Origin of the sequence: Kitasatospora sp. NPDC088391, from assembly GCF_044753345.1 — a bacterium.
Classification (GTDB): domain Bacteria; phylum Actinomycetota; class Actinomycetes; order Streptomycetales; family Streptomycetaceae; genus Kitasatospora.
The window spans coordinates 314972-332447 of the sequence record NZ_JBIVNB010000009.1; the positions used below are offsets into that span (position 1 = coordinate 314972).

At 72.1% G+C, this 17476-nt stretch carries 18 protein-coding genes and 1 rRNA gene; 6 read left to right on the plus strand and 13 right to left on the minus strand.

Translation table 11 applies throughout. The annotated features are described in order from the left end of the window. The gene (locus ACIQBJ_RS26310; protein ID WP_400715269.1) at positions 1–810 is read right to left on the minus strand and encodes a hypothetical protein; all 810 of its coding nucleotides are present in this window, start codon (positions 808–810) and stop codon (positions 1–3) included. Positions 811–962: 152 nt separating this feature from the next. Next, positions 963–1310: a hypothetical protein gene (locus tag ACIQBJ_RS26315; protein WP_400715271.1), complete on the minus strand. Its 348-nt coding sequence runs from the start codon at positions 1308–1310 to the stop codon at positions 963–965. Between the two features lie 248 nt (positions 1311–1558). On the opposite strand from ACIQBJ_RS26315, the gene ACIQBJ_RS26320 reads away from it, so the two are divergent. Beyond that, positions 1559–2614: an NlpC/P60 family protein gene (locus ACIQBJ_RS26320; protein ID WP_400715273.1), complete on the plus strand. Its 1056-nt coding sequence runs from the start codon at positions 1559–1561 to the stop codon at positions 2612–2614. Positions 2615–2848: 234 nt separating this feature from the next. Continuing rightward, a complete protein-coding gene (locus tag ACIQBJ_RS26325; protein WP_400715275.1) occupies positions 2849–3598 on the plus strand; it encodes a phosphatase PAP2 family protein in 750 nt (249 codons plus the stop codon). Between the two features lie 43 nt (positions 3599–3641). On the opposite strand, the gene ACIQBJ_RS26330 is transcribed toward ACIQBJ_RS26325, so the two are convergent. Next, on the minus strand, positions 3642–3845 hold the full coding sequence (locus ACIQBJ_RS26330) for a hypothetical protein (RefSeq protein WP_400715277.1): 204 nt from the start codon (positions 3843–3845) through the stop codon (positions 3642–3644). Positions 3846–4004: 159 nt separating this feature from the next. Here ACIQBJ_RS26330 and ACIQBJ_RS26335 point away from each other — a divergent pair, with 159 nt between their 5' ends. Both ACIQBJ_RS26335 and ACIQBJ_RS26340 read left to right on the plus strand, forming a co-directional pair. After that, positions 4005–4835, plus strand: a complete 831-nt coding sequence (locus ACIQBJ_RS26335) for a hypothetical protein (RefSeq protein WP_400715279.1) — start codon at positions 4005–4007, stop codon at positions 4833–4835. Between the two features lie 142 nt (positions 4836–4977). Then, on the plus strand, positions 4978–5169 hold the full coding sequence (locus ACIQBJ_RS26340) for a hypothetical protein (RefSeq protein WP_400715281.1): 192 nt from the start codon (positions 4978–4980) through the stop codon (positions 5167–5169). Between the two features lie 10 nt (positions 5170–5179). Here ACIQBJ_RS26340 and ACIQBJ_RS26345 read toward each other — a convergent pair whose 3' ends face one another. Beyond that, positions 5180–5536 carry a metal-sensitive transcriptional regulator gene (locus tag ACIQBJ_RS26345; RefSeq protein WP_400715283.1) on the minus strand — a complete coding sequence of 119 codons (357 nt, stop codon included), beginning with the start codon at positions 5534–5536 and terminating at the stop codon, positions 5180–5182. 223 nt (positions 5537–5759) lie between these two features. Here ACIQBJ_RS26345 and ACIQBJ_RS26350 point away from each other — a divergent pair, with 223 nt between their 5' ends. Both ACIQBJ_RS26350 and ACIQBJ_RS26355 read left to right on the plus strand, forming a co-directional pair. Next, positions 5760–6380, plus strand: coding sequence for a DUF47 domain-containing protein (locus ACIQBJ_RS26350; RefSeq protein ID WP_014137429.1), 621 nt, complete (start codon positions 5760–5762; stop codon positions 6378–6380). Between the two features lie 5 nt (positions 6381–6385). Next, positions 6386–7381, plus strand: coding sequence for an anion permease (locus ACIQBJ_RS26355; protein WP_400715285.1), 996 nt, complete (start codon positions 6386–6388; stop codon positions 7379–7381). Positions 7382–7523: 142 nt separating this feature from the next. Here ACIQBJ_RS26355 and pstB read toward each other — a convergent pair whose 3' ends face one another. The 9 genes from pstB to rrf form a co-directional block, all read right to left on the minus strand. Further along, the gene (pstB, locus tag ACIQBJ_RS26360; RefSeq protein ID WP_400715287.1) at positions 7524–8300 is read right to left on the minus strand and encodes a phosphate ABC transporter ATP-binding protein PstB; all 777 of its coding nucleotides are present in this window, start codon (positions 8298–8300) and stop codon (positions 7524–7526) included. 41 nt (positions 8301–8341) lie between these two features. Next, positions 8342–9421, minus strand: coding sequence for a phosphate ABC transporter permease PstA (gene pstA, locus ACIQBJ_RS26365; RefSeq protein ID WP_400715289.1), 1080 nt, complete (start codon positions 9419–9421; stop codon positions 8342–8344). Beyond that, positions 9418–10401: a phosphate ABC transporter permease subunit PstC gene (gene pstC, locus ACIQBJ_RS26370; protein ID WP_400715291.1), complete on the minus strand. Its 984-nt coding sequence runs from the start codon at positions 10399–10401 to the stop codon at positions 9418–9420. The genes pstA and pstC overlap by 4 nt, the downstream gene beginning before the upstream one ends. 184 nt (positions 10402–10585) lie before the next feature. Beyond that, complete coding sequence (gene pstS / locus ACIQBJ_RS26375) at positions 10586–11722, minus strand: phosphate ABC transporter substrate-binding protein PstS (protein ID WP_400715293.1); 1137 nt, start codon at positions 11720–11722, stop codon at positions 10586–10588. A 251-nt stretch (positions 11723–11973) separates the two neighbouring features. Then, on the minus strand, positions 11974–12471 hold the full coding sequence (locus ACIQBJ_RS26380) for an NUDIX hydrolase (RefSeq protein WP_400715296.1): 498 nt from the start codon (positions 12469–12471) through the stop codon (positions 11974–11976). 39 nt (positions 12472–12510) lie between these two features. Beyond that, on the minus strand, positions 12511–13587 hold the full coding sequence (locus tag ACIQBJ_RS26385; protein ID WP_400715298.1) for a CHAD domain-containing protein: 1077 nt from the start codon (positions 13585–13587) through the stop codon (positions 12511–12513). Between the two features lie 92 nt (positions 13588–13679). Next, positions 13680–16088, minus strand: coding sequence for an RNA degradosome polyphosphate kinase (locus ACIQBJ_RS26390; protein ID WP_400715300.1), 2409 nt, complete (start codon positions 16086–16088; stop codon positions 13680–13682). A 281-nt stretch (positions 16089–16369) separates the two neighbouring features. Further along, the gene (gene mshD / locus ACIQBJ_RS26395) at positions 16370–17290 is read right to left on the minus strand and encodes a mycothiol synthase (RefSeq protein WP_400715302.1); all 921 of its coding nucleotides are present in this window, start codon (positions 17288–17290) and stop codon (positions 16370–16372) included. A 94-nt stretch (positions 17291–17384) separates the two neighbouring features. Then, positions 17385–17476 (minus strand): 5S ribosomal RNA (rrf, locus tag ACIQBJ_RS26400); the annotation flags it as partial.

Here is a 17476-nt window from a genome sequence, read left to right on the forward strand (position 1 = left end):
TCAGCGGGCATAGCGGAACCCTCCGAACTGCTGGACGGCATCGGCGATCTCTTTCGCGGTGGCCGCCTGCTGGTCGCCCGGGAGGGGGGCGGGGCCCGCGGCGCGGGAGAAGTCGGTGAGCTTCCAGTCGCTGCCGGTCCAGCGCATGGTGACGCTCAGGGTGTACCAGTCCTGGGTGACCGGGACCGTCGAGTTCTCACCGGCGAGCCCGTAGACCCCGACGCACCAGACGTCGACCCGGGTGGCGGTGTCCGCGCTGTTGGTGGTCCGGGTGCCGATCGGGGAGATCCGGCTGACGAAGGTCTGCCCCTTGGGCGCCTTCCCCTGGGCGTCGAGGCCGTAGCGGGTGACGGTGTCCGCCGAGAAGGCCTGGTCCAGGCGGGCCTGGAGGGCGGGGAGGACGGTGGGGTCGACGACGGTGGCGAGGACGGCGTGCCGGGTCTCGGCGCGGAACATGTCGGTGGAGCCCAGCGCCACCGCGTAGTTGGCGGCGGCCGACTGCGCGCCCTGGTCGGTGTGCGGGTAGCCGGTGCCGATGCCGTTCTGGGTGGTGGTGACGGGTTGGCCGCCGCTGTTGCCCGTCCGGTCGGTGCTGCCGCCGGCCCGGTCGGCGGAGCTGCCGCCGGTGCCGCGGCCCGGGTCGGGTTTGTCGCGGTTGGCGATGGAGACGGCGACGACCAGCAGAGTGACCACGGCGAGGATCGTCAGGAGGGTTCGCAGCGGCCGGGCCTGACGGCCCGTCGCCGGGGCGCTCTGTTCGGCGACCGGTAGCCGCGTCCGGGTGTGCGGCTGGTCGTCGGACAACGGCACGGGGGCCCTCCTGGTGCGGCGCCACCGCGCGGGGCGCGCGGTGGCGGTGGGGGTACCCCCGGCCGGAGGCCGGGGGTGGGTTCTCGGTGTGGGGGTGCTGGCGTGGCGCGCGGAGCCCGGACCGGCTCATCCGGGCGGGAGTTGTCCGCTCGTCAGATGGCCATGCCGTAGACAATGGTGAACAGGGTGCCGAGCGAACCGATGATGAACACGCCGGTCAGGCCCGCGACGATCAGCCCCTTGCCCTGTTCGGCGCTGAAGGTGTCGCGCATCGCGGTGGCGCCGATCCGCTGCTTGGCGGCGCCCCAGATCGCGATGGCGAGGCAGACCAGGATGGCGACGGCCATCACGACCTGGACCATCACCCGGGCCGAGGAGCCCAGCGAGGCGAACGGGCCCCAGTCGGGGGCGATGCCGCCGATGATGGTGTCGATGTCGGGCTTCTTCGGCGGGTCCTCCGCCAAGTGCCGGATCACTGCGCTGTCCACGTTCAGGTTCATCCCATCTCACCGCCCGCTCAGGAAATTCAAGGCCCCGGACCACGGTCGAGCGAAGGGGCAGGTCCTATTCTTGGCCTGAACTCACGTCGACTTGGCTGCTTCTGGCGGATTGCTCGTGAGAACCGGACGCCTCCGCCATGATGTCCGGTGGTTCGAGGATACTGCCCGTACTTGGTATCTGTGATGATTGCACCGGGCAATAACGCAACGGGACATGACAGCTGACGATCCGTCGGGGATGGTGCTGGATGGCGCTCGGGAAGGCACGCTTGGCGGGCGCCGCGGCAGCGGTGGTGGCCATCGGCTTCGTCGGCGTGGTGACGCTCGGCACTTATGCGGCCAGTGGGGTTTCCGGGCAGTCCTCGGGCGATCTCGCGCTGTCCGCCGGAACGGTGCCGGCCGTCTACCGGAGCCAGATCGAGAATTGGGGCAAGCTCTGCCCGGAGATCTCCGCCCCGCTGCTGGCCGCGCAGCTCTACCAGGAGAGCGGTTTCGATCCGCGGGCGAAGAGCCCGGTCGGCGCGCTGGGCCTGGCGCAGTTCATGCCGGGCACCTGGGCGACCGAGGGCGTCGACGGCGACGGCGACGGGCAGCGGGACGTCTGGAACCCGGCCGACGCGATCGCCTCCGCCGCCAGCTACGACTGCCGGCTGGCCCGGTGGACCGCCAAGGTGCCCGGCGACCGGCAGGCCAACATGCTGGCCGCGTACAACGCCGGGACGGACGCGGTGACCAGGTACGGGGGCATCCCCCCGTACAAGGAGACCCAGGGGTACGTGCGGAGCATCCAGTCGCTGGCGAAGTCCTTCACCGCGCCCGCCGCCCCGGGCGTGCAGCTGGCGCTGTCCCGGGAGGCGGCGGGGGCGATCTGGTTCGCGCAGGGCAAGCTCGGGATCGACTACCTGTGGGGCGGCACCGGACAGACCTGGGAGAGCGGGCGGTTCGACTGCTCGGGCCTGACCCAGGCGGCGTTCCAGAGCGTGGGCATCGACCTGCCCCGGGTCGCCAACGACCAGTGGTACGCGGGCCCGCACCCGTCCCGGGACCAACTCCGGCCCGGCGACCTGGTGTTCTTCGCCAACGACCTGGACGACCCGCGCACCATCCACCACGTCGGCCTGTACGTCGGCGGCGGCTACATGATCGACGCGCCGCACACCGGGGCCAAGGTCCGCTACGACCCGATCGATCAGAAGGACTACATCGGGGCGACCCGGGTGACCTCGGACGGCGCCGCCGCGCTGCCCAGCCGGAACATGAACGACGGCACCATCACCCGGCCCGAGGGGCCGAAGACCGGCTGACGGCCCCGGCCGCGCACCTCCCGCCGCTCGCTGCGCACCGCGCACCGCCCGCCGCCCGCCATGTGCACGACTGGTGCACGGTCAGTCAATTTTCCATAACACCGGGTTTTGCCGGAAACCAGAACGCCCTTGATCGCGTTGGATCAGGATGCTGCCGGTCCTCCGCCCCGGGAGCGCCCGACCGGTGGTCCCCCGGCCGGGGAGCACCGCGGAGCGCGGACAGGGAGGTGCGGCGTGCCCACGCTGCTCGCCGACGCGGGAACCGGCTCCGGCGATCCCGACCTCGGCCTGCTGAAGGCCGTCAACAGCCTGGCCGCCGACGCCCCGGGCTGGCTGGACTCGCTGGTCGCCTGGACCGCCGAGTACGGCATCCTGCTCGGCCTGGCCGCGATCGGCCTGACCGCCTGGCTGGTCGCCCGCCGCCGCCCGGACGCGCCGGTCGCGGTGGCCGGCGTGCTGTGGGCCCCGATCGCCGTGGCCCTGGCCGAGCTCGCCAACCTGCCGATCTCGGCGATCGTGAACCGGCCCCGCCCGTTCGTCGACCACCCCGAGATCGACGTGCTGGTGCCCGGCAAGGAGGACACCCTGTCCTTCGTCAGCGACCACTCCGCGATGTCGATGGGCATCGCGGTGGCGCTGTTCCTGGTCAACCGGAAGCTCGGCGCGGCCGCGGGCGCGCTCGCCCTGCTGCAGGGCTTCTGCCGGCTCTTCGTCGGCGTGCACTACCCGACCGACGTGCTCGGCGGCTACGCGCTGGCCACCGCCGTGGTGCTGCTGCTCGCCCCGATCGCGATGGCGGTGCTGGTGCCGCTGTGCCACGCGCTGTCGCGCACCGCGCTGCGCCCGCTGGTGGTCGCGGCCCCCGCCGGTCCGGCCCGGGCCGGTCGGCGCCGGGGCCGCGGGATCGCGGAACCCGTCGCCGGACCGGGCCGGGCCCGGCGGCGCGCGGAGCGCCCGGAGGACGGGTCGGACCTGGCGGCCTGAAGCCGGGGCCCCAGGTCGGGGCCCGAGGTAGGGGGCGGGCGGCTCAGCCGGGGTCGGCGAGGTGGTCCGCGGCGTCCCGCCGGGCCTTGTCGCGGGAGCGTCGCCCGGGGGCGAACCAGCCGCAGGCGCAGGTCGCGAAGGTGAAGGAGCCGCGCTCCACCACCTCGGTGCGGTGTGCGCCGTCGAGGGGGTCGAGGGGATCGGTCCGCGTCGCCGTGCCGGTCGCCTCCGGCCGCTGCTCTGCCACGGGTTTCACGGTAACCCGGCCGGGCGGCGTGGCGAAACGCGCGCCGGTTGAACATCCGCGTAACCTTCAGCGCCCCAACTCGTTTGCCTGGCAAGCGCTCTGCCCATCCGGGGCGGCTGCTTGCCGGGTCGTCCGGGGCCCGAGGGGGTTGTCGAAGAAGTGAAGAAGCTCAACCTGGCCGCCGCCGCGGCGCTGCTCGTCTCCGCGCTGGCCGGCTGCTCCACCGGCGGGCAGGCCGGGGGCGGTTCGGTCGACCAGCTGTCCGCCGATCCGCTGACCGCGGTCCGCTCGTCCGCCGACCTCACCGGCCGCAGCGGCTCGGCGCACGCGGCCACCGAGCTGGTCACCGAGGCCGCCGACAAGAAGGCGGTGTTCCACGGCACCGGCGGCTACGACTACGTGAAGCGCCTCGGCCGGCTGGAGATCGACGTGCCGCCGGGCGCCGCCACCACCGGGAAGATCACCGAGGTGGTGCTGCCCGGCACGGTCTACCTGCAGAACAGCGGCGCGAAGATCCCCGAGGGCAAGTGGGTGAAGCTGGACGTCCGCCAGCTCCCGGACGGCAACCTGGTCAGCTCCGGCGCCACCGACCCGGCCAGTGCCGCGGGCGCGCTGCGCGGCGCGCAGACCGCCGAGGTGGTCGGCACCGAGACGGTGGACGGCGTGGAGCTCAAGCACTACAAGGGCGTCCTCGACCTGGCCAAGGCGGCCGACGCGACGGGCGGGCGCGGCGCGGACGGCCTGCGGATGGCGGGCCAGACCTTCACGGTGAAGGAGGTGCCGTACGAGGTCTGGCTGGACGGCCAGGGCCGGCTGCACAAGCTGGTGGAGAACTTCACCTTCGCCGGGGTGGCGGGCTCCACCGCGCCGAAGGACCAGGTCAAGGTCACCTCGACGGTGGCGCTGTCGCAGTTCGGCGCCCCGGTGGAGGCCGCCGAGCCGGCCGCCGCCGACATCTTCTCGATGAAGGCCACCCCCTCGCCGAAGTGACGCCCCGGCCGGTCCGGGCCACCCGTTCCGGCGGCAGAGATGGCCCGTCCGTGCCATGTGGCCCGGCCCCGCGCTCCCTACGCTGGTGTACGGGGGCGGGCTCGGAACGGTGCACGGACGGGGCGCGGAAGGGGTGGAGGCCATGGCATCCGGGGCATCCGGGGAGAGCGGCACCGGCGGCCACGACAGAACCGCGCTGGACGAGATCGACCTGACGGGCGAGCTGATGATCGCCGCCTCGGCCAGCCGCGCCGACCGGCTGGGCGCCGAGCAGATCGACGAGGTCCTGCTGGCCCGCCGCCCGGACGCGCCGACGGACCGTCAACTCCCCTGAGCGGGAGGGTTCAGGTCCGCAGCAGGCGGGCGATCGCCGCGCTGGCCTCGGCGACCTTGGCGTCCAGTTCCTCGCCGCCGTCCTCCGCCGCGGCCGCGGCGGCCACGCAGTGCCGCAGGTGCTCCTCCAGCAGGGAGAGCGCGAAGGACTGCAGCGCCTTGGTGGAGGCGGACACCTGGGTGAGGATGTCGATGCAGTAGACGTCCTCGTCCACCATCCGCTGCAGGCCGCGGATCTGACCCTCGATCCGGCGCAGCCGCTTGAGGTGGGCCGCCTTGTCCCCGCTGTAGCCGTGCGGTCCGGCTTCGGACGGCGCGCCGTGGCAGGCCGGTGCCGTCTCGGCGCTCGGCGTGTCGATGGTGGTCATCCGGTCCGCCCTCCTGGTCTCGGTGGTCGCCCCATTTTCCAACATCCGGCGGCTGTCCGGTGTTCCGCCGTCCGGGCGTCAGCTCAGAGATCCCCGTGCAGAGCGGGCGCAAACCGGCGTGTCGTGGGACACACTTAGGGCGCGCGTCGGCAACCCCGTGACCATCCGCGGCGGGCGTGCGCCTAGCATCGTCAAGTACCGACCCCGCACATCGGAGATTTCCGTGCGTTTTAGCCTGACCCCGAAGGAGACGAGCTTCTACGACATGTTCGCCGCCGCGGCGGAGAACCTGGTCGTCGGATCGAAGCTCCTGCTGGAACTACTGGGCTCGGACGTGTCAGCCCGCGCGGAGATCGTCGAGCGCATGCGCGCCGCCGAGCACGCCGGCGACGACACCACCCATGCGATCTTCCACCAGCTGAACTCCTCGTTCATCACCCCGTTCGACCGGGAGGACATCTACAACCTGGCCTCCTCGCTGGACGACATCATGGACTTCATGGAGGAGGCCGTCGACCTGGTCGTGCTGTACGACATCGAGACCCTCCCGAAGGGCATCGAGCAGCAGATCGAGGTGCTGGCCCGGGCGGCCGAGCTGACCGCGGAGGCGATGCCCAACCTGCGGTCGATGTCGAACCTCACCGAGTACTGGATCGAGGTCAACCGGCTGGAGAACCAGGCGGACCAGATCCACCGCAAGCTGCTGGCCCACCTGTTCTCGGGCCAGTACGAGGCGATCGAGGTGCTGAAGCTCAAGCAGGTCGTGGACGTCCTCGAAGAGGCCGCCGACGCGTTCGAGCACGTGGCCAACACGGTGGAGACCATCGCCGTCAAGGAGTCCTGACCTCCGTGGACATGGCAGCACTGATCGTCGTCATCGGCGTCGCGTTCTTCTTCACGTACACCAACGGCTTCCACGACTCCGCCAACGCGATCGCCACCTCGGTGTCCACCCGGGCGCTGACGCCCCGGGCGGCGCTGGCGATGGCCGCGGTGATGAACCTGGCGGGCGCCTTCCTCGGCAGCGGGGTGGCGAAGACCGTCTCCAAGGGCATCATCGAGACCCCGACCGGCAGCAAGGGCATGGCGATCCTGTTCGCCGCCCTGGTCGGGGCGATCGCCTGGAACCTGGTCACCTGGTACTTCGGCCTGCCGTCGTCCTCCTCGCACGCGCTGTTCGGCGGCATGGTGGGCGCGGCGCTGGCCGGCGGCATCGGGGTGGTCTGGCACGGCGTGATCGAGAAGATCATCATTCCGATGATCGTCTCGCCGGTGATCGGCCTGGTCGGCGGCTTCCTGGTGATGCTGGCGATCCTGTGGATCTTCCGGAAGGCCAACCCGCACCGGGCCAAGCGCAACTTCCGGGTCGCGCAGACCGCCTCGGCGGCCGCGATGGCGCTGGCGCACGGCCTGCAGGACGCCCAGAAGACCATGGGCATCGTGGTGATGGCGCTGACCATCTCCGGCCACCAGTCCGGCAACGGCATCCCGATCTGGGTGAAGATCTCCTGCGCCACGATGCTCTCGCTGGGCACCTACGCGGGCGGCTGGCGGATCATGCGCACGCTGGGCCGGAAGATCATCGAGCTGGACCCGCCGCAGGGCTTCGCGGCCGAGGCGACCGCCTCCGCGGTCATGTACATCACCTCGTTCGTCTACGCGGCGCCGATCTCCACCACCCACGTGATCACCTCGGCGATCATGGGCGTGGGCGCCACCAAGCGGGTCCGCGCGGTCCGCTGGGGGGTGGCGAAGAACATCGTGATGGGCTGGTTCATCACCATGCCGGCCGCGGCCCTGGTGGCCGCCGCGGTGTACGGGCTCACCAGCGTGCTGGTGCTCTAGCCCCGCCGCACCCCTTCGCGCGCGTGTCCGCGCACACGGAAAGGGCCCGCCCCCACAGCACGGGGGCGGGCCCTTCCCTTCGGCTCCGCGGCGGCACCGCCATGCAGCACCGCGAAGCAGCTCGCGCGGCGCGGGGCGCCGATCAGCCGAAGCGGCCGGAGATGTAGTCCTCGGTCGCCTGGACCTGCGGGTTGGAGAAGATCCGCTGGGTGTCGTCCAGCTCGACCAGCTTGCCGGGCTGGCCGACGCCCGCCAGGTTGAAGAACGCGGTGCGGTCGGAGACGCGCGCCGCCTGCTGCATGTTGTGGGTCACGATCACGATGGTGAACTGCGACTTCAGCTCGCCGATCAGGTCCTCGATGGCGAGGGTGGAGATCGGGTCGAGGGCCGAGCAGGGCTCGTCCATCAGCAGCACCTCGGGCTCGACCGCGATCGCCCGGGCGATGCAGAGCCGCTGCTGCTGGCCGCCGGACAGGCCCGCGCCGGGCTTGTTGAGGCGGTCCTTGACCTCGTTCCACAGGTTCGCGCCCTGCAGCGACTTCTCCACCACGCCGTCCAGGACGGACTTCTTCTTCACGCCGGCCAGCTTCAGGCCCGCCACCACGTTGTCGTAGATCGACATGGTGGGGAACGGGTTGGGGCGCTGGAACACCATGCCGACCGAGCGGCGGACGGCGACCGGGTCGACGTTCGAGCCGTACAGGTTCTCGTCGTCGAGCATCACCTTGCCCTCGACCCGGGCGCCGGGGATCACCTCGTGCATCCGGTTCAGGGTGCGCAGGAAGGTGGACTTGCCGCAGCCCGAGGGGCCGATGAAGGCGGTCACCGAGCGGGGCTCGATGGTCATCGAGATGTCCTCGATGGCGCGGGTGGAGCCGTAGTAGGCGGACAGTCCGCTGACGTCGATGCGCTTGGCCATGATCCTTGGTCTCTTCTCGTCTGTTCGTACGTCAGTCGGTGTCAGTGCCCGCCCTTGGGCGAGCGCCAGCGCGCGATGCCCCGGGCGACGAGGTTGAGCCCCATCACGAAGGCGATCAGCACCAGTGCCGCGCCCCAGGCGCGCTCGTAGCCGAAGTCGTTGTTGATCTGCGAGTACTGCTGCCAGATGTAGAGCGGCAGCGACTGCTGCGGGCCGTTGAACGGGTCGCTGTTGATGAAGTCGGCGCCGAACACCAGCATCATCACGGGGGCGGTCTCACCGGTGATGCGGGCGACCGCCAGCATCACACCGGTGGTGATACCGCCGATGGCCGTGGGGAGGACGATCCGCAGGATCGTCTTCCAGCGCGGCACACCGAGCGCGTACGAGGCTTCCCGCAGCTCGTTCGGGACCAGCTTGAGCATCTCCTCGGTCGAGCGGACCACGACCGGCATCATCAGGATGGCCAGCGCGAGGCTGCCGGAGAAGCCGGAGTACTGGAAGCCGAGGGCGATGTTCCAGAGCGAGAGGATGAAGAGACCGGCGACGACCGACGGGATGCCCGTCATGACGTCGACGAAGAAGGTGACCGCCTTGGCGAGCCGGCCGCGGCCGTACTCCACCAGGTAGACGGCGGTGAGCAGGCCGATCGGCGCGGCGATCAGGGTGGCCAGCAGGACCTGCTCGATGGTGCCGATGATGGCGTGGTAGATGCCGCCGTCCGGGGACAGGGTGGCGACGACGCCCTTCATCGAGTGGGTCAGGAAGTCGACGCTGAGCGCGCCGATGCCCTGCTGCACGGTGTAGAAGGTCAGCGCGACCAGCGGCACCACGGCGCAGATGAAGGAGACCCAGATCAGCGAGGTGGCGAAGCGGTCCTTGGCCTGCCGGCGCCCCTCGACCGAGGCCGAGACGGCGTAGCTGACCACCAGGAACAGCAGGGCCGAGAGCAGCCCCCACTGCAGGTGGCTCTGCAGGCCGGCGGCGGCGCCGATCCCGCAGCCCACCGCGATCGAGGCGGCGGCGATGCCGGCCGGCGCCCAGCGGGGCAGCCGGGCCGCGGTCAGCCGGTGGCTGAGCTGCGGCGGCGTGGCGTCGGCGATGGTGACGGTGCTGCTCACGCGGCGGCCCCCGAGTACTCCTTGCGACGGGCGATGATCATGCGGGCCGCGCCGTTCACCAGCAGGGTGATGACGAACAGGACCAGGCCGGAGGCCATCAGGGCGTCCCGCCCGAACGGCTGGGCCTCGTTGAACTTCAGCGCGATGTTCTGCGCGAAGGTGCCGCCGCCCGGGTCGAGCAGGTGCAGCGACAGCTTGTTGTTGGTGGAGAGCACGGTGGCGACGGCGATGGTCTCGCCGAGCGCGCGGCCGAGGCCGAGCATCGAGGCCGAGATGATGCCGGGGCGGCCGAACGGCAGCACCGAGGTCCGGATCATCTCCCAGCGGGTGGCGCCGAGCGCGAGCGCCGCCTCCTCGTGCATCCGCGGGACCTGGCGGAACACCTCGCGGGTGACCGCGGTGATGATCGGCAGCACCATGATCGCGAGCAGGATGCCGACCGTGAACAGGTTGCGCGCCGGAACGCCCTTGCTGCTCTGGTCGAAGATGTACGTCCAGCCGAGGTACTGGTCCATCCAGCTGGTCAGGCCGTCCATGTGCGGCACCAGGAACAGCACGCCCCACAGGCCGTAGACGATGGACGGGACGGCCGCCAGCAGGTCCACCAGGTAGGCGAACGGCTGGGCGATCCGGCGCGGCGCGTAGTGCGAGATGAACAGCGCGATGCCGACCGAGACCGGGACCGCGATCAGCATCGCGATCAGCGCGCTGACCAGGGTGCCGAAGGTGAGCACGGCAATGCCGAACACCGGTGTCACGGCGTCCGGCGTCCACTCGAAGGTGGTGAGGAAGTTGCCCTGGTTCTTGCTCAGGGCGAGGGCGGAGCGGTAGGCGAGGAAGCCTGCGATGGCGGCCATGATGACCAGCAGCAGGACGCCCGACCCGCGGGAGAGGTTGAAGAACACGCTGTCACCGCGGCGGCTGTCGCCCCGGCTCCGTCGAGTCCGTCCCCGCGCCTCGGCGGGGGCTTCAGTAGTCATGATCGTTTACTCCGGTCTGGCGGCGCAGCCCCGCGGAGGGCGGCACCATGGCGGCGGTGCCCCGGACGTTCTGGTGTGGTGGTGGTGCGTGGTGCGGTGATGCGTGGTGCGTGCGGACGAATGGCCCGGCCGGGCGGCCCCTCCCCCCTCCGTCGGGGGCCGCCCGGCCGGGCGTCGCTCAGCCTCAGGCCAGGGCGTCGATCTGGGTCTTGACCTTGCCCGCGAGCTCCTTCGGCAGCGGCACGTAGCCGACCGCGCCGATGGCCTGCTGGCCGGCGTCGCTCACGGTGTAGTTCAGGAAGGACTTCAGGACCGGCAGGGTGTCGGCCTTGTTGCCCTTGTCGCAGACGATCTCGTAGGTGACCAGGGTCAGCGGGTAGTTGTTGTCCGCCTTGGTCGCGTAGTCGATGTCCAGCGCGAGGTCGGCACCGGTGCCGGTGACCTTGGCGGCGGCCAGGGTGTTGGCGGCGTTGGCGGCGGTGGCCTCGACCGGCTTGGCGGCACCGGTGTTGATCAGCGCGCTGTTCAGCTTGTTGGTCTGGGCGAAGGAGAGCTCGACGTAGGAGATCGAGTTCTTGACCTGCTTCACCTGGGCCGCGACACCGGCGGAGCCGGTGGCGGACTGGCCCTTCTGGCCCGCCCAGGTCTTGGAGGCCGGGTACTTCCAGGCGCCGCCGCCGGCCTTGGCGAAGTAGCCGGTCAGGTTGGCGGTGGTGCCGGAGTCGTCGGCGCGGTGGATCGCCTGGATGTCGGCGTCCGGCAGGGTCACGCCCGCGTTCAGGGCGGCGATCGCCGGGTCGTTCCACTTGGTGATCTGAGCGTCGAAGATCTTCGCCAGGGTCGGGCCGTCGAGGACGAGCTTGTCGACGCCGTCCACGTTGAAGACGATCGAGATCAGGCCGCCGACCATCGGGAGGTCGATCGCCTGGCCGCCGGTGCAGACGGCCTTCGAGGCGTCGACCTCGGCCGGCTTCAGGGCCGAGTCGGAGCCCGCGAAGGCGACCTTGCCCTGGTTGAACTGGGTGACGCCGGCGCCGGAGCCGCCGCCGCCGTAGGTCAGGGTGGCGCTGGAGCAGGCGGCGCTGTAGGCGGCCTTCCAGACGTCGATCGCCGGGGTCTGCGCGGTCGAACCGGCCGCCAGCAGCGAGGCGCCCTTGTCGGCGCAGGCGATCTTGGCGGCAGCCGGAGCCGCACCGGAGGCGGAGCTGCCCGAGGTCGTCTTGGTGTTGTCGTCCGTGCCGCAGGCAGACAGCGACAGCGTGGAGACGAGCGCGACGGCACCGATGGCGAGGGCCTTGGAGCGGCCGTTCCGCAGGTTCACAGGGTGTCCCTTTCTGAGGCAATGCCGGTCTCGGAACGACCGGATTTGCTGTGGTCCGGGGCCCTATCGGCCCTCCGGTAACCCAGAAGTTAGGCAGGACAGGTGACGCGTCAGCCGGTCACAAATGAACGGGGAGTGAACCTCGGAGGGATGTCAGGAAACTGCGGCCGGTAGTAACGGTTGCGTCACGGTGCGGGCGCGGGCTGATCACCCGCCCGAGCGGCCCGGACGGGCGGGGGCTCGGCGGGGGGTCACCCGAGCAGGAGAGACAGCAGGGCGTCGATCAGCACTTGGTCCCGCGGGTGGGTCAGCCGCTCCTTGGCCCGCCGCGGCGGCAGCCACTCCAGCCGGTCCACCTCGCGGTTCGGCCGGAACGCCCCGCCGGTCGGCACCGCCGACCAGTACCGGACCTCCTTCGGCCGGCCGTGCGCCAGGTAGTGCTGCGCGGGCAACTCCGGCCCCAGCACGCAGCGCATGCCGGTCTCCTCCAGCACCTCGCGCAGCGCGGCGGCCCGCCAGCCCTCGCCCGGTTCTAGCTTGCCCTTCGGCAGGCTCCAGTCGTCGTACTTGGGCCGGTGCACCAGCGCCACCCGGGGCTTCTTCCGGCCACCGTCCTTGCGCAGCGGCCCGGGCACCCACAGCACCGCGCCCGCCGCCAGCACCGTGGAGCGCCGGCCCTCCGCCGGACCGCCGCCCGGGCGGGCGGCGGCGGGGCGGACAGGGCGGGGCGAGGTCGGGCGAGCGGGCATCAGCAGTACGCGGCCTATCCGGACGAGGGGGTGGGGGGTTCAGTCCGACGCCACGGCGACCGGCCCGACCAGCCCGGGCGCCACCGCCGGCCACTGGCGCCCGAAAGCGTACCGGGCCGCCTCCACCTCCAGCCGCTGATCGGCGTGCACCACGCCCAGCACGTACGCGGTCGCCGGGGTGATCCGCGGCGTGCGGGCGGCGGTCGCCACCGTCGCCGCCGCGTCCGAGGCCTCCTGGTGGCGGCCCAGCACCACGTCCAGCTCCAACAGCCCGTCCCCGGCCGCGCCGCACACCTCCAGCGCGTACCTGGCCCGCTTCAGCAGGATCCGGGCCCGCAGCCACGGGGCGTCGTCGGCGGCCAGCGCCGTGTCCGCGTCCGGCGCGGCACTGCGCGCCGCCGGCACCCGGCCCGGCTCGGTCTCCGCCGCCGGGCCGAGCCGGTGCAGGCCCGCCCCCGCGTACGCCTCCGCGGACCGCCGCCAGGGCAGCCGCTCGGCGGCCGCGGCCAGCGCCCCGAGCGCCGCCCCGGTCTGCGGCAGCAGCGCCTCGGCCGGCTCGGCGGCGGCCCGCGCGACCAGCGGCACCTCGCCGGCCAGCAGCGTCATCCGGTCCGCCAGCGCGTGCAGCCGGGCCGAGCGCAGCTCCTGCAGCAGCGCGGTGTGCGCCCTGGTCCGGCCCAGCGTCAGCTGGCGCTCCAGCAGCGCCCGGGCCTTGGGCGCGCCCGTGTGCCCGGCCAGCATCCCGGCCCCCGCCGGGTCGGTGTCGGAGAGCGAGTCGAGGGCCCCCAACAGCCGGGTGGAGCGGCGCCGGTAGCCCGGCTCCAGGGCGAGCAGGTTGAGCAGCCAGCGCAGTTCGGTGCGGGACTCCTGCGCCCAGTCCGGGTCGAAGACCTCGGCGAAGGTGTGCAGCGCGCCGCCGATCCGGCGCACCGCGCGCAGCAGGTCGTCCGCGGCCTGGGCCGACGCCGGGAGCGCCCCCGGTCTGGAGCCCGCCTCGCCGACCGCCTGCGGCAGGGCGCGCAGGAACGCGCCCGCCCGGTCGGTCAGGTAGCCGGCAAGGACCTCCCCGGCGGTCGCGGCGTGCGCCACCGGGGCCGTCGTCGGCGCATCGGTCATGGCTGTGGCTCTCCCCGATCTCCTCCCTGGGCCTGCCCCAGGGATGCGGTCCGCCCGCGCCGGGTGCACGTCCGGCGCGGGCGGGGTGTCGCTCAGCGTGCGGCGGCGGAGCCGCGGTTGCGGCGGCGCGAGTCGATCAGCAGGTCCTGGACGTGCCGCAGCGGGCGGCCCTCGGCGTCCTGCGCGTGGCGGGTCCAGGTGCCGTCGGCGCCCAGGTGCCAGGAGTCGGTCTCGTCGGAGAGGCCGAGGTCCAGCAGCCCGTTCAGCTCGGCCCGGTGCGCCGGGTCGGTGACCCGCACCAGGGCCTCGATCCGGCGGTCCAGGTTGCGGTGCATCATGTCGGAACTGCCGATCCACACCTCCGGGTCGCCGCCGTTGCCGAACACGAACACCCGCGAGTGCTCCAGGAACCGTCCGAGGATGGAGCGCACCCGGATGTTCTCGCTCAGCCCCGGCACGCCCGGCCGGATCGCGCAGATGCCGCGCACCCACACGTCCACCGGCACGCCCGCCTGCGAGGCCCGGTACAGGGCGTCCACCACCACCTCGTCGACGATCGAGTTGACCTTGATCTTGACGGAGGCGGGGCGCCCGGCCCGGTGGTGCGCGATCTCCCCGTTGATCCGGGCGACCAGGCCGTCGCGCAGCCCGCGCGGCGCGGTCAGCAGCCGCCGGTACGACTCCCGGCGCGAGTACCCCGACAGCCGGTTGAACAGGTCCGACAGGTCGGCGCCGACCTGCGGGTCCGCGGTCAGCAGGCCGAGGTCCTCGTACAGCCGGGCCGTCTTCGGGTGGTAGTTGCCGGTGCCGACGTGCGAGTACCGCCGCAGCGTGTCGCCCTCCTGACGGACCACCAGCGACAGCTTGCAGTGCGTCTTCAGGCCGACCAGGCCGTACACCACGTGGCAGCCGGCCTCCTCCAGCTTGCGGGCCCACTTGATGTTGGCCTGCTCGTCGAAGCGCGCCTTGATCTCCACCAGCACCAGGACCTGCTTGCCGGACTCCGCGGCGTCGGTCAGCGCATCCACGATCGGCGAGTCGCCCGAGGTGCGGTACAGCGTCTGCTTGATCGCCAGCACGTGCGGGTCGGCGGCGGCCTGCTCCAGGAACGCCTGCACCGAGGTGGAGAACGAGTCGTACGGGTGGTGCAGCAGCACGTCGCGCTCGCGCATCGCCCCGAAGATGTCCGGCAGCGTCGCCGACTCCACGTCGGTCAGGCCGCGCGCGGTGCCCGCCACGAACTTCGGGTACTTCAGCTCCGGCCGGTCCAGGTCGGACAGCCCGAACAGACCGGTCAGGTCCAGCGGACCGGGCAGCGGGAAGACCTCCGCCTCGGTGATGTTCAGCTCCCGCACCAGCAGGTCCAGGATGTACGGGTCGATGGACTCCTCGACCTCCAGGCGCACCGGCGGGCCGAAGCGGCGCCGCATCAGCTCCTTCTCCAACGCCTTCAGGATGTTCTCGGTGTCGTCCTCCTCCACCTCCAGGTCCTCGTTGCGGGTGACCCGGAACGCGTGGTGGGCGAGCACCTCCATCCCCGGGAACAGCTCCTCCAGGTGCGCGCCGATCACGTCCTCCAGCGGCACGAACCGCTGCGGCGACGCCTCCAGGAAACGGGTCAGCAGCTGCGGCACCTTCACCCGGGCGAAGTGCTTGTGCCCCGACACCGGGTTGCGCACCACCACCGCCAGGTTCAGCGACAGCCCCGATATGTACGGGAACGGGTGCGCCGGGTCGACCGCCAGCGGCGTCAGCACCGGGAAGATCTGCTGCCGGAACAGCGTGTGCAGCCGGGCCTGCTCGGTCTCCGCCAGCTCCGCCCAACGCACCAGCTCGATGCCCTCGGACGCCAGGTCCGGCAGCACCTCCTGCTGGAAGGTCGCCGCGTGACGGGCCATCAACTCCCGCGACCGGCGCCAGATCTGGTCCAGCACCTCGCGCGGCTGCAGCCCCGACGCCGAGCGCTGGGCCACCCCGGTGGCGATCCGGCGCTTCAGCCCCGCGACCCGGACCATGAAGAACTCGTCCAGGTTGGACGCGAAGATCGCCAGGAACTTCGCCCGCTCCAGCAGCGGGACGTTCGGGTCCTCCGCCAGCTCCAGCACCCGCTCGTTGAACGCCAGCCAGCTGCGCTCGCGGTCCAGGAACCGGCCCTGCGGCAACTCCGCCTCCTCGGCGCTCCGGGCGTCCGCCGCCCCGGCCGGGAAGGCCGCCGACACCGCGGGCGGCAGCGCCGTCGTCGCCCGCACCGGCTCGGCCGGCGCGCTCACCGCGGCGGGCGCGGACGCGCCCGCTCCGGCGGCCTCGGCGGCGCTCGCGTCGGCGGCCGGTGCGGCCGGCTTCGGCTTGGCGCGCGACGCCGTACGGGGCTTCGACTCCTTGGTGGTGTCCTTGGCCGCGGCCCGGGACTCGCTCCGTGCACTGGACCTCGCGGCCGGCTTCTGCTCGGTACTGCGCGCGGCCGACTCGGCCGACTCGGACACAGGGCGGGGGATGCTCATCGGTTCCAGCTCCTCCAGCAGGACACGGTCCCGGCGGGCCGGGGGACATACCGCCCCGCACCCGCCCCCGCCGACCCGGTCCACCCGCCCGGCGAAACCGGGGTCCGCCCGACCGGGCAGCGGGTGGAGCGGTGACGTGGACCGGGCAACACGGGCGACATTCTGTGATCTTCGCGGCGACAATTGAATCCACGGTAAACACCGCATGGCCAGGAGGAAAGCTGAGTCCGTCACCCCCGTGGCGGCTACCGGACACTCCGTTCCACCCGCGTCCTGCCAGCTCAGCGCCCCGCGGTCGGCTCCCAGCGGTACATCAGGTCCACCTCGTGGACCGCGAACCCCAGGCGCTCGTACACCCGGACGGCCGCAGCGTTGTCCGCGTCCACGTACAGCATCACCGTCGACAGCCCGCGCTCCAGACCCAGGTGCCGCAGCCCGGCCGCCGTCAACGCCTTCCCCAGGCCATTACCCTGCTCCGCCGGGTCCACCCCCACCACGTACACCTCGCCCGGTCCGTCCGGCTGCACCTTGGTCCAGTGGAAGCCCACCAGCCGGCCGTCCCGCTCCGCCAGGAAGAACCCCTTCGGGTCGAACCACGGCTCCGCCATCCGCTCCGCCAGGTCCCGCGCCGTCCACGCCCCCTGCTCCGGGTGGTGCGCGAACGCCAGCGCGTTCAACGCCAGCCACGCCTCCTCGTCCCGGCCCGGCTCGAACGTCCGCAGCGCCACCCCCGCCGGCACCGCCACCGCCTCCGGAGCCGCCGCGGTGCGCCGCATCTGCCGCAACTCCCGCACCAGCACCGCCCCGTGAACCTCCGCCAGGTGCCGGGCCGCCGGCAGCCCGCCGTGCGCCCAGAAGTCCAGCGCCCCGTCCGCCCCGTCCAACACCACCCGCACCAGCTCCGCCCCGAGCCCCCGCCCGCGCTCCGCCGGCGCCACCGTCAGCTCGACCGTCCCCGGCCGCTCCCCGTCGACCTGCCCGTACCCCGTCACCGCCCCGCCGACCGACTGCACCAGGTGCACCACCCCCACCCGCGGACTGTCCGCCCGCACCCGCAGCCGCCCCGCCTCCGAAACCGCCTCCCGCCCGTCCGCCGCGGCAGCCGCCGCCAGCAGCTCCCGCACCTCCCCGGCCCGCTCCCCCGTCAGCGCCTCGACGCGCTCGACCCGGCCCGCACCTGACGTGTTCTCAGAAGTCCGCATACCCGCGAGCGTACGTCCTCCGCCCTGCTTTCGAACGGCCCGGAAACGCGAAAAGGGCCCCAGCCTTTCGGCTGGAGCCCTTTCCTGAAAGATTGTTCGGCGGCGTCCTACTCTCCCACAGGGTCCCCCCTGCAGTACCATCGGCGCTATGAGGCTTAGCTTCCGGGTTCGGAATGTAACCGGGCG

Excerpts from the sequence above, each read along its gene's own strand:
- ACIQBJ_RS26340 (WP_400715281.1), top strand. The coding sequence starts at position 4,978 with ATGGCATCCGGGGCATCCGGGGAGAGCGGCACCGGCGGCCACGACAGA.
- mshD (WP_400715302.1), bottom strand. The coding sequence starts at position 17,290 with ATGCGGACTTCTGAGAACACGTCAGGTGCGGGCCGGGTCGAGCGCGTC.
- pstC (WP_400715291.1), bottom strand. The coding sequence starts at position 10,401 with ATGACTACTGAAGCCCCCGCCGAGGCGCGGGGACGGACTCGACGGAGC.
- pstB (WP_400715287.1), bottom strand. The coding sequence starts at position 8,300 with ATGGCCAAGCGCATCGACGTCAGCGGACTGTCCGCCTACTACGGCTCC.
- ACIQBJ_RS26390 (WP_400715300.1), bottom strand. The coding sequence starts at position 16,088 with ATGAGCATCCCCCGCCCTGTGTCCGAGTCGGCCGAGTCGGCCGCGCGC.
- ACIQBJ_RS26315 (WP_400715271.1), bottom strand. The coding sequence starts at position 1,310 with ATGAACCTGAACGTGGACAGCGCAGTGATCCGGCACTTGGCGGAGGAC.
- ACIQBJ_RS26345 (WP_400715283.1), bottom strand. The coding sequence starts at position 5,536 with ATGACCACCATCGACACGCCGAGCGCCGAGACGGCACCGGCCTGCCAC.
- ACIQBJ_RS26385 (WP_400715298.1), bottom strand. The coding sequence starts at position 13,587 with ATGACCGATGCGCCGACGACGGCCCCGGTGGCGCACGCCGCGACCGCC.
- ACIQBJ_RS26320 (WP_400715273.1), top strand. The coding sequence starts at position 1,559 with ATGGCGCTCGGGAAGGCACGCTTGGCGGGCGCCGCGGCAGCGGTGGTG.
- ACIQBJ_RS26380 (WP_400715296.1), bottom strand. The coding sequence starts at position 12,471 with ATGCCCGCTCGCCCGACCTCGCCCCGCCCTGTCCGCCCCGCCGCCGCC.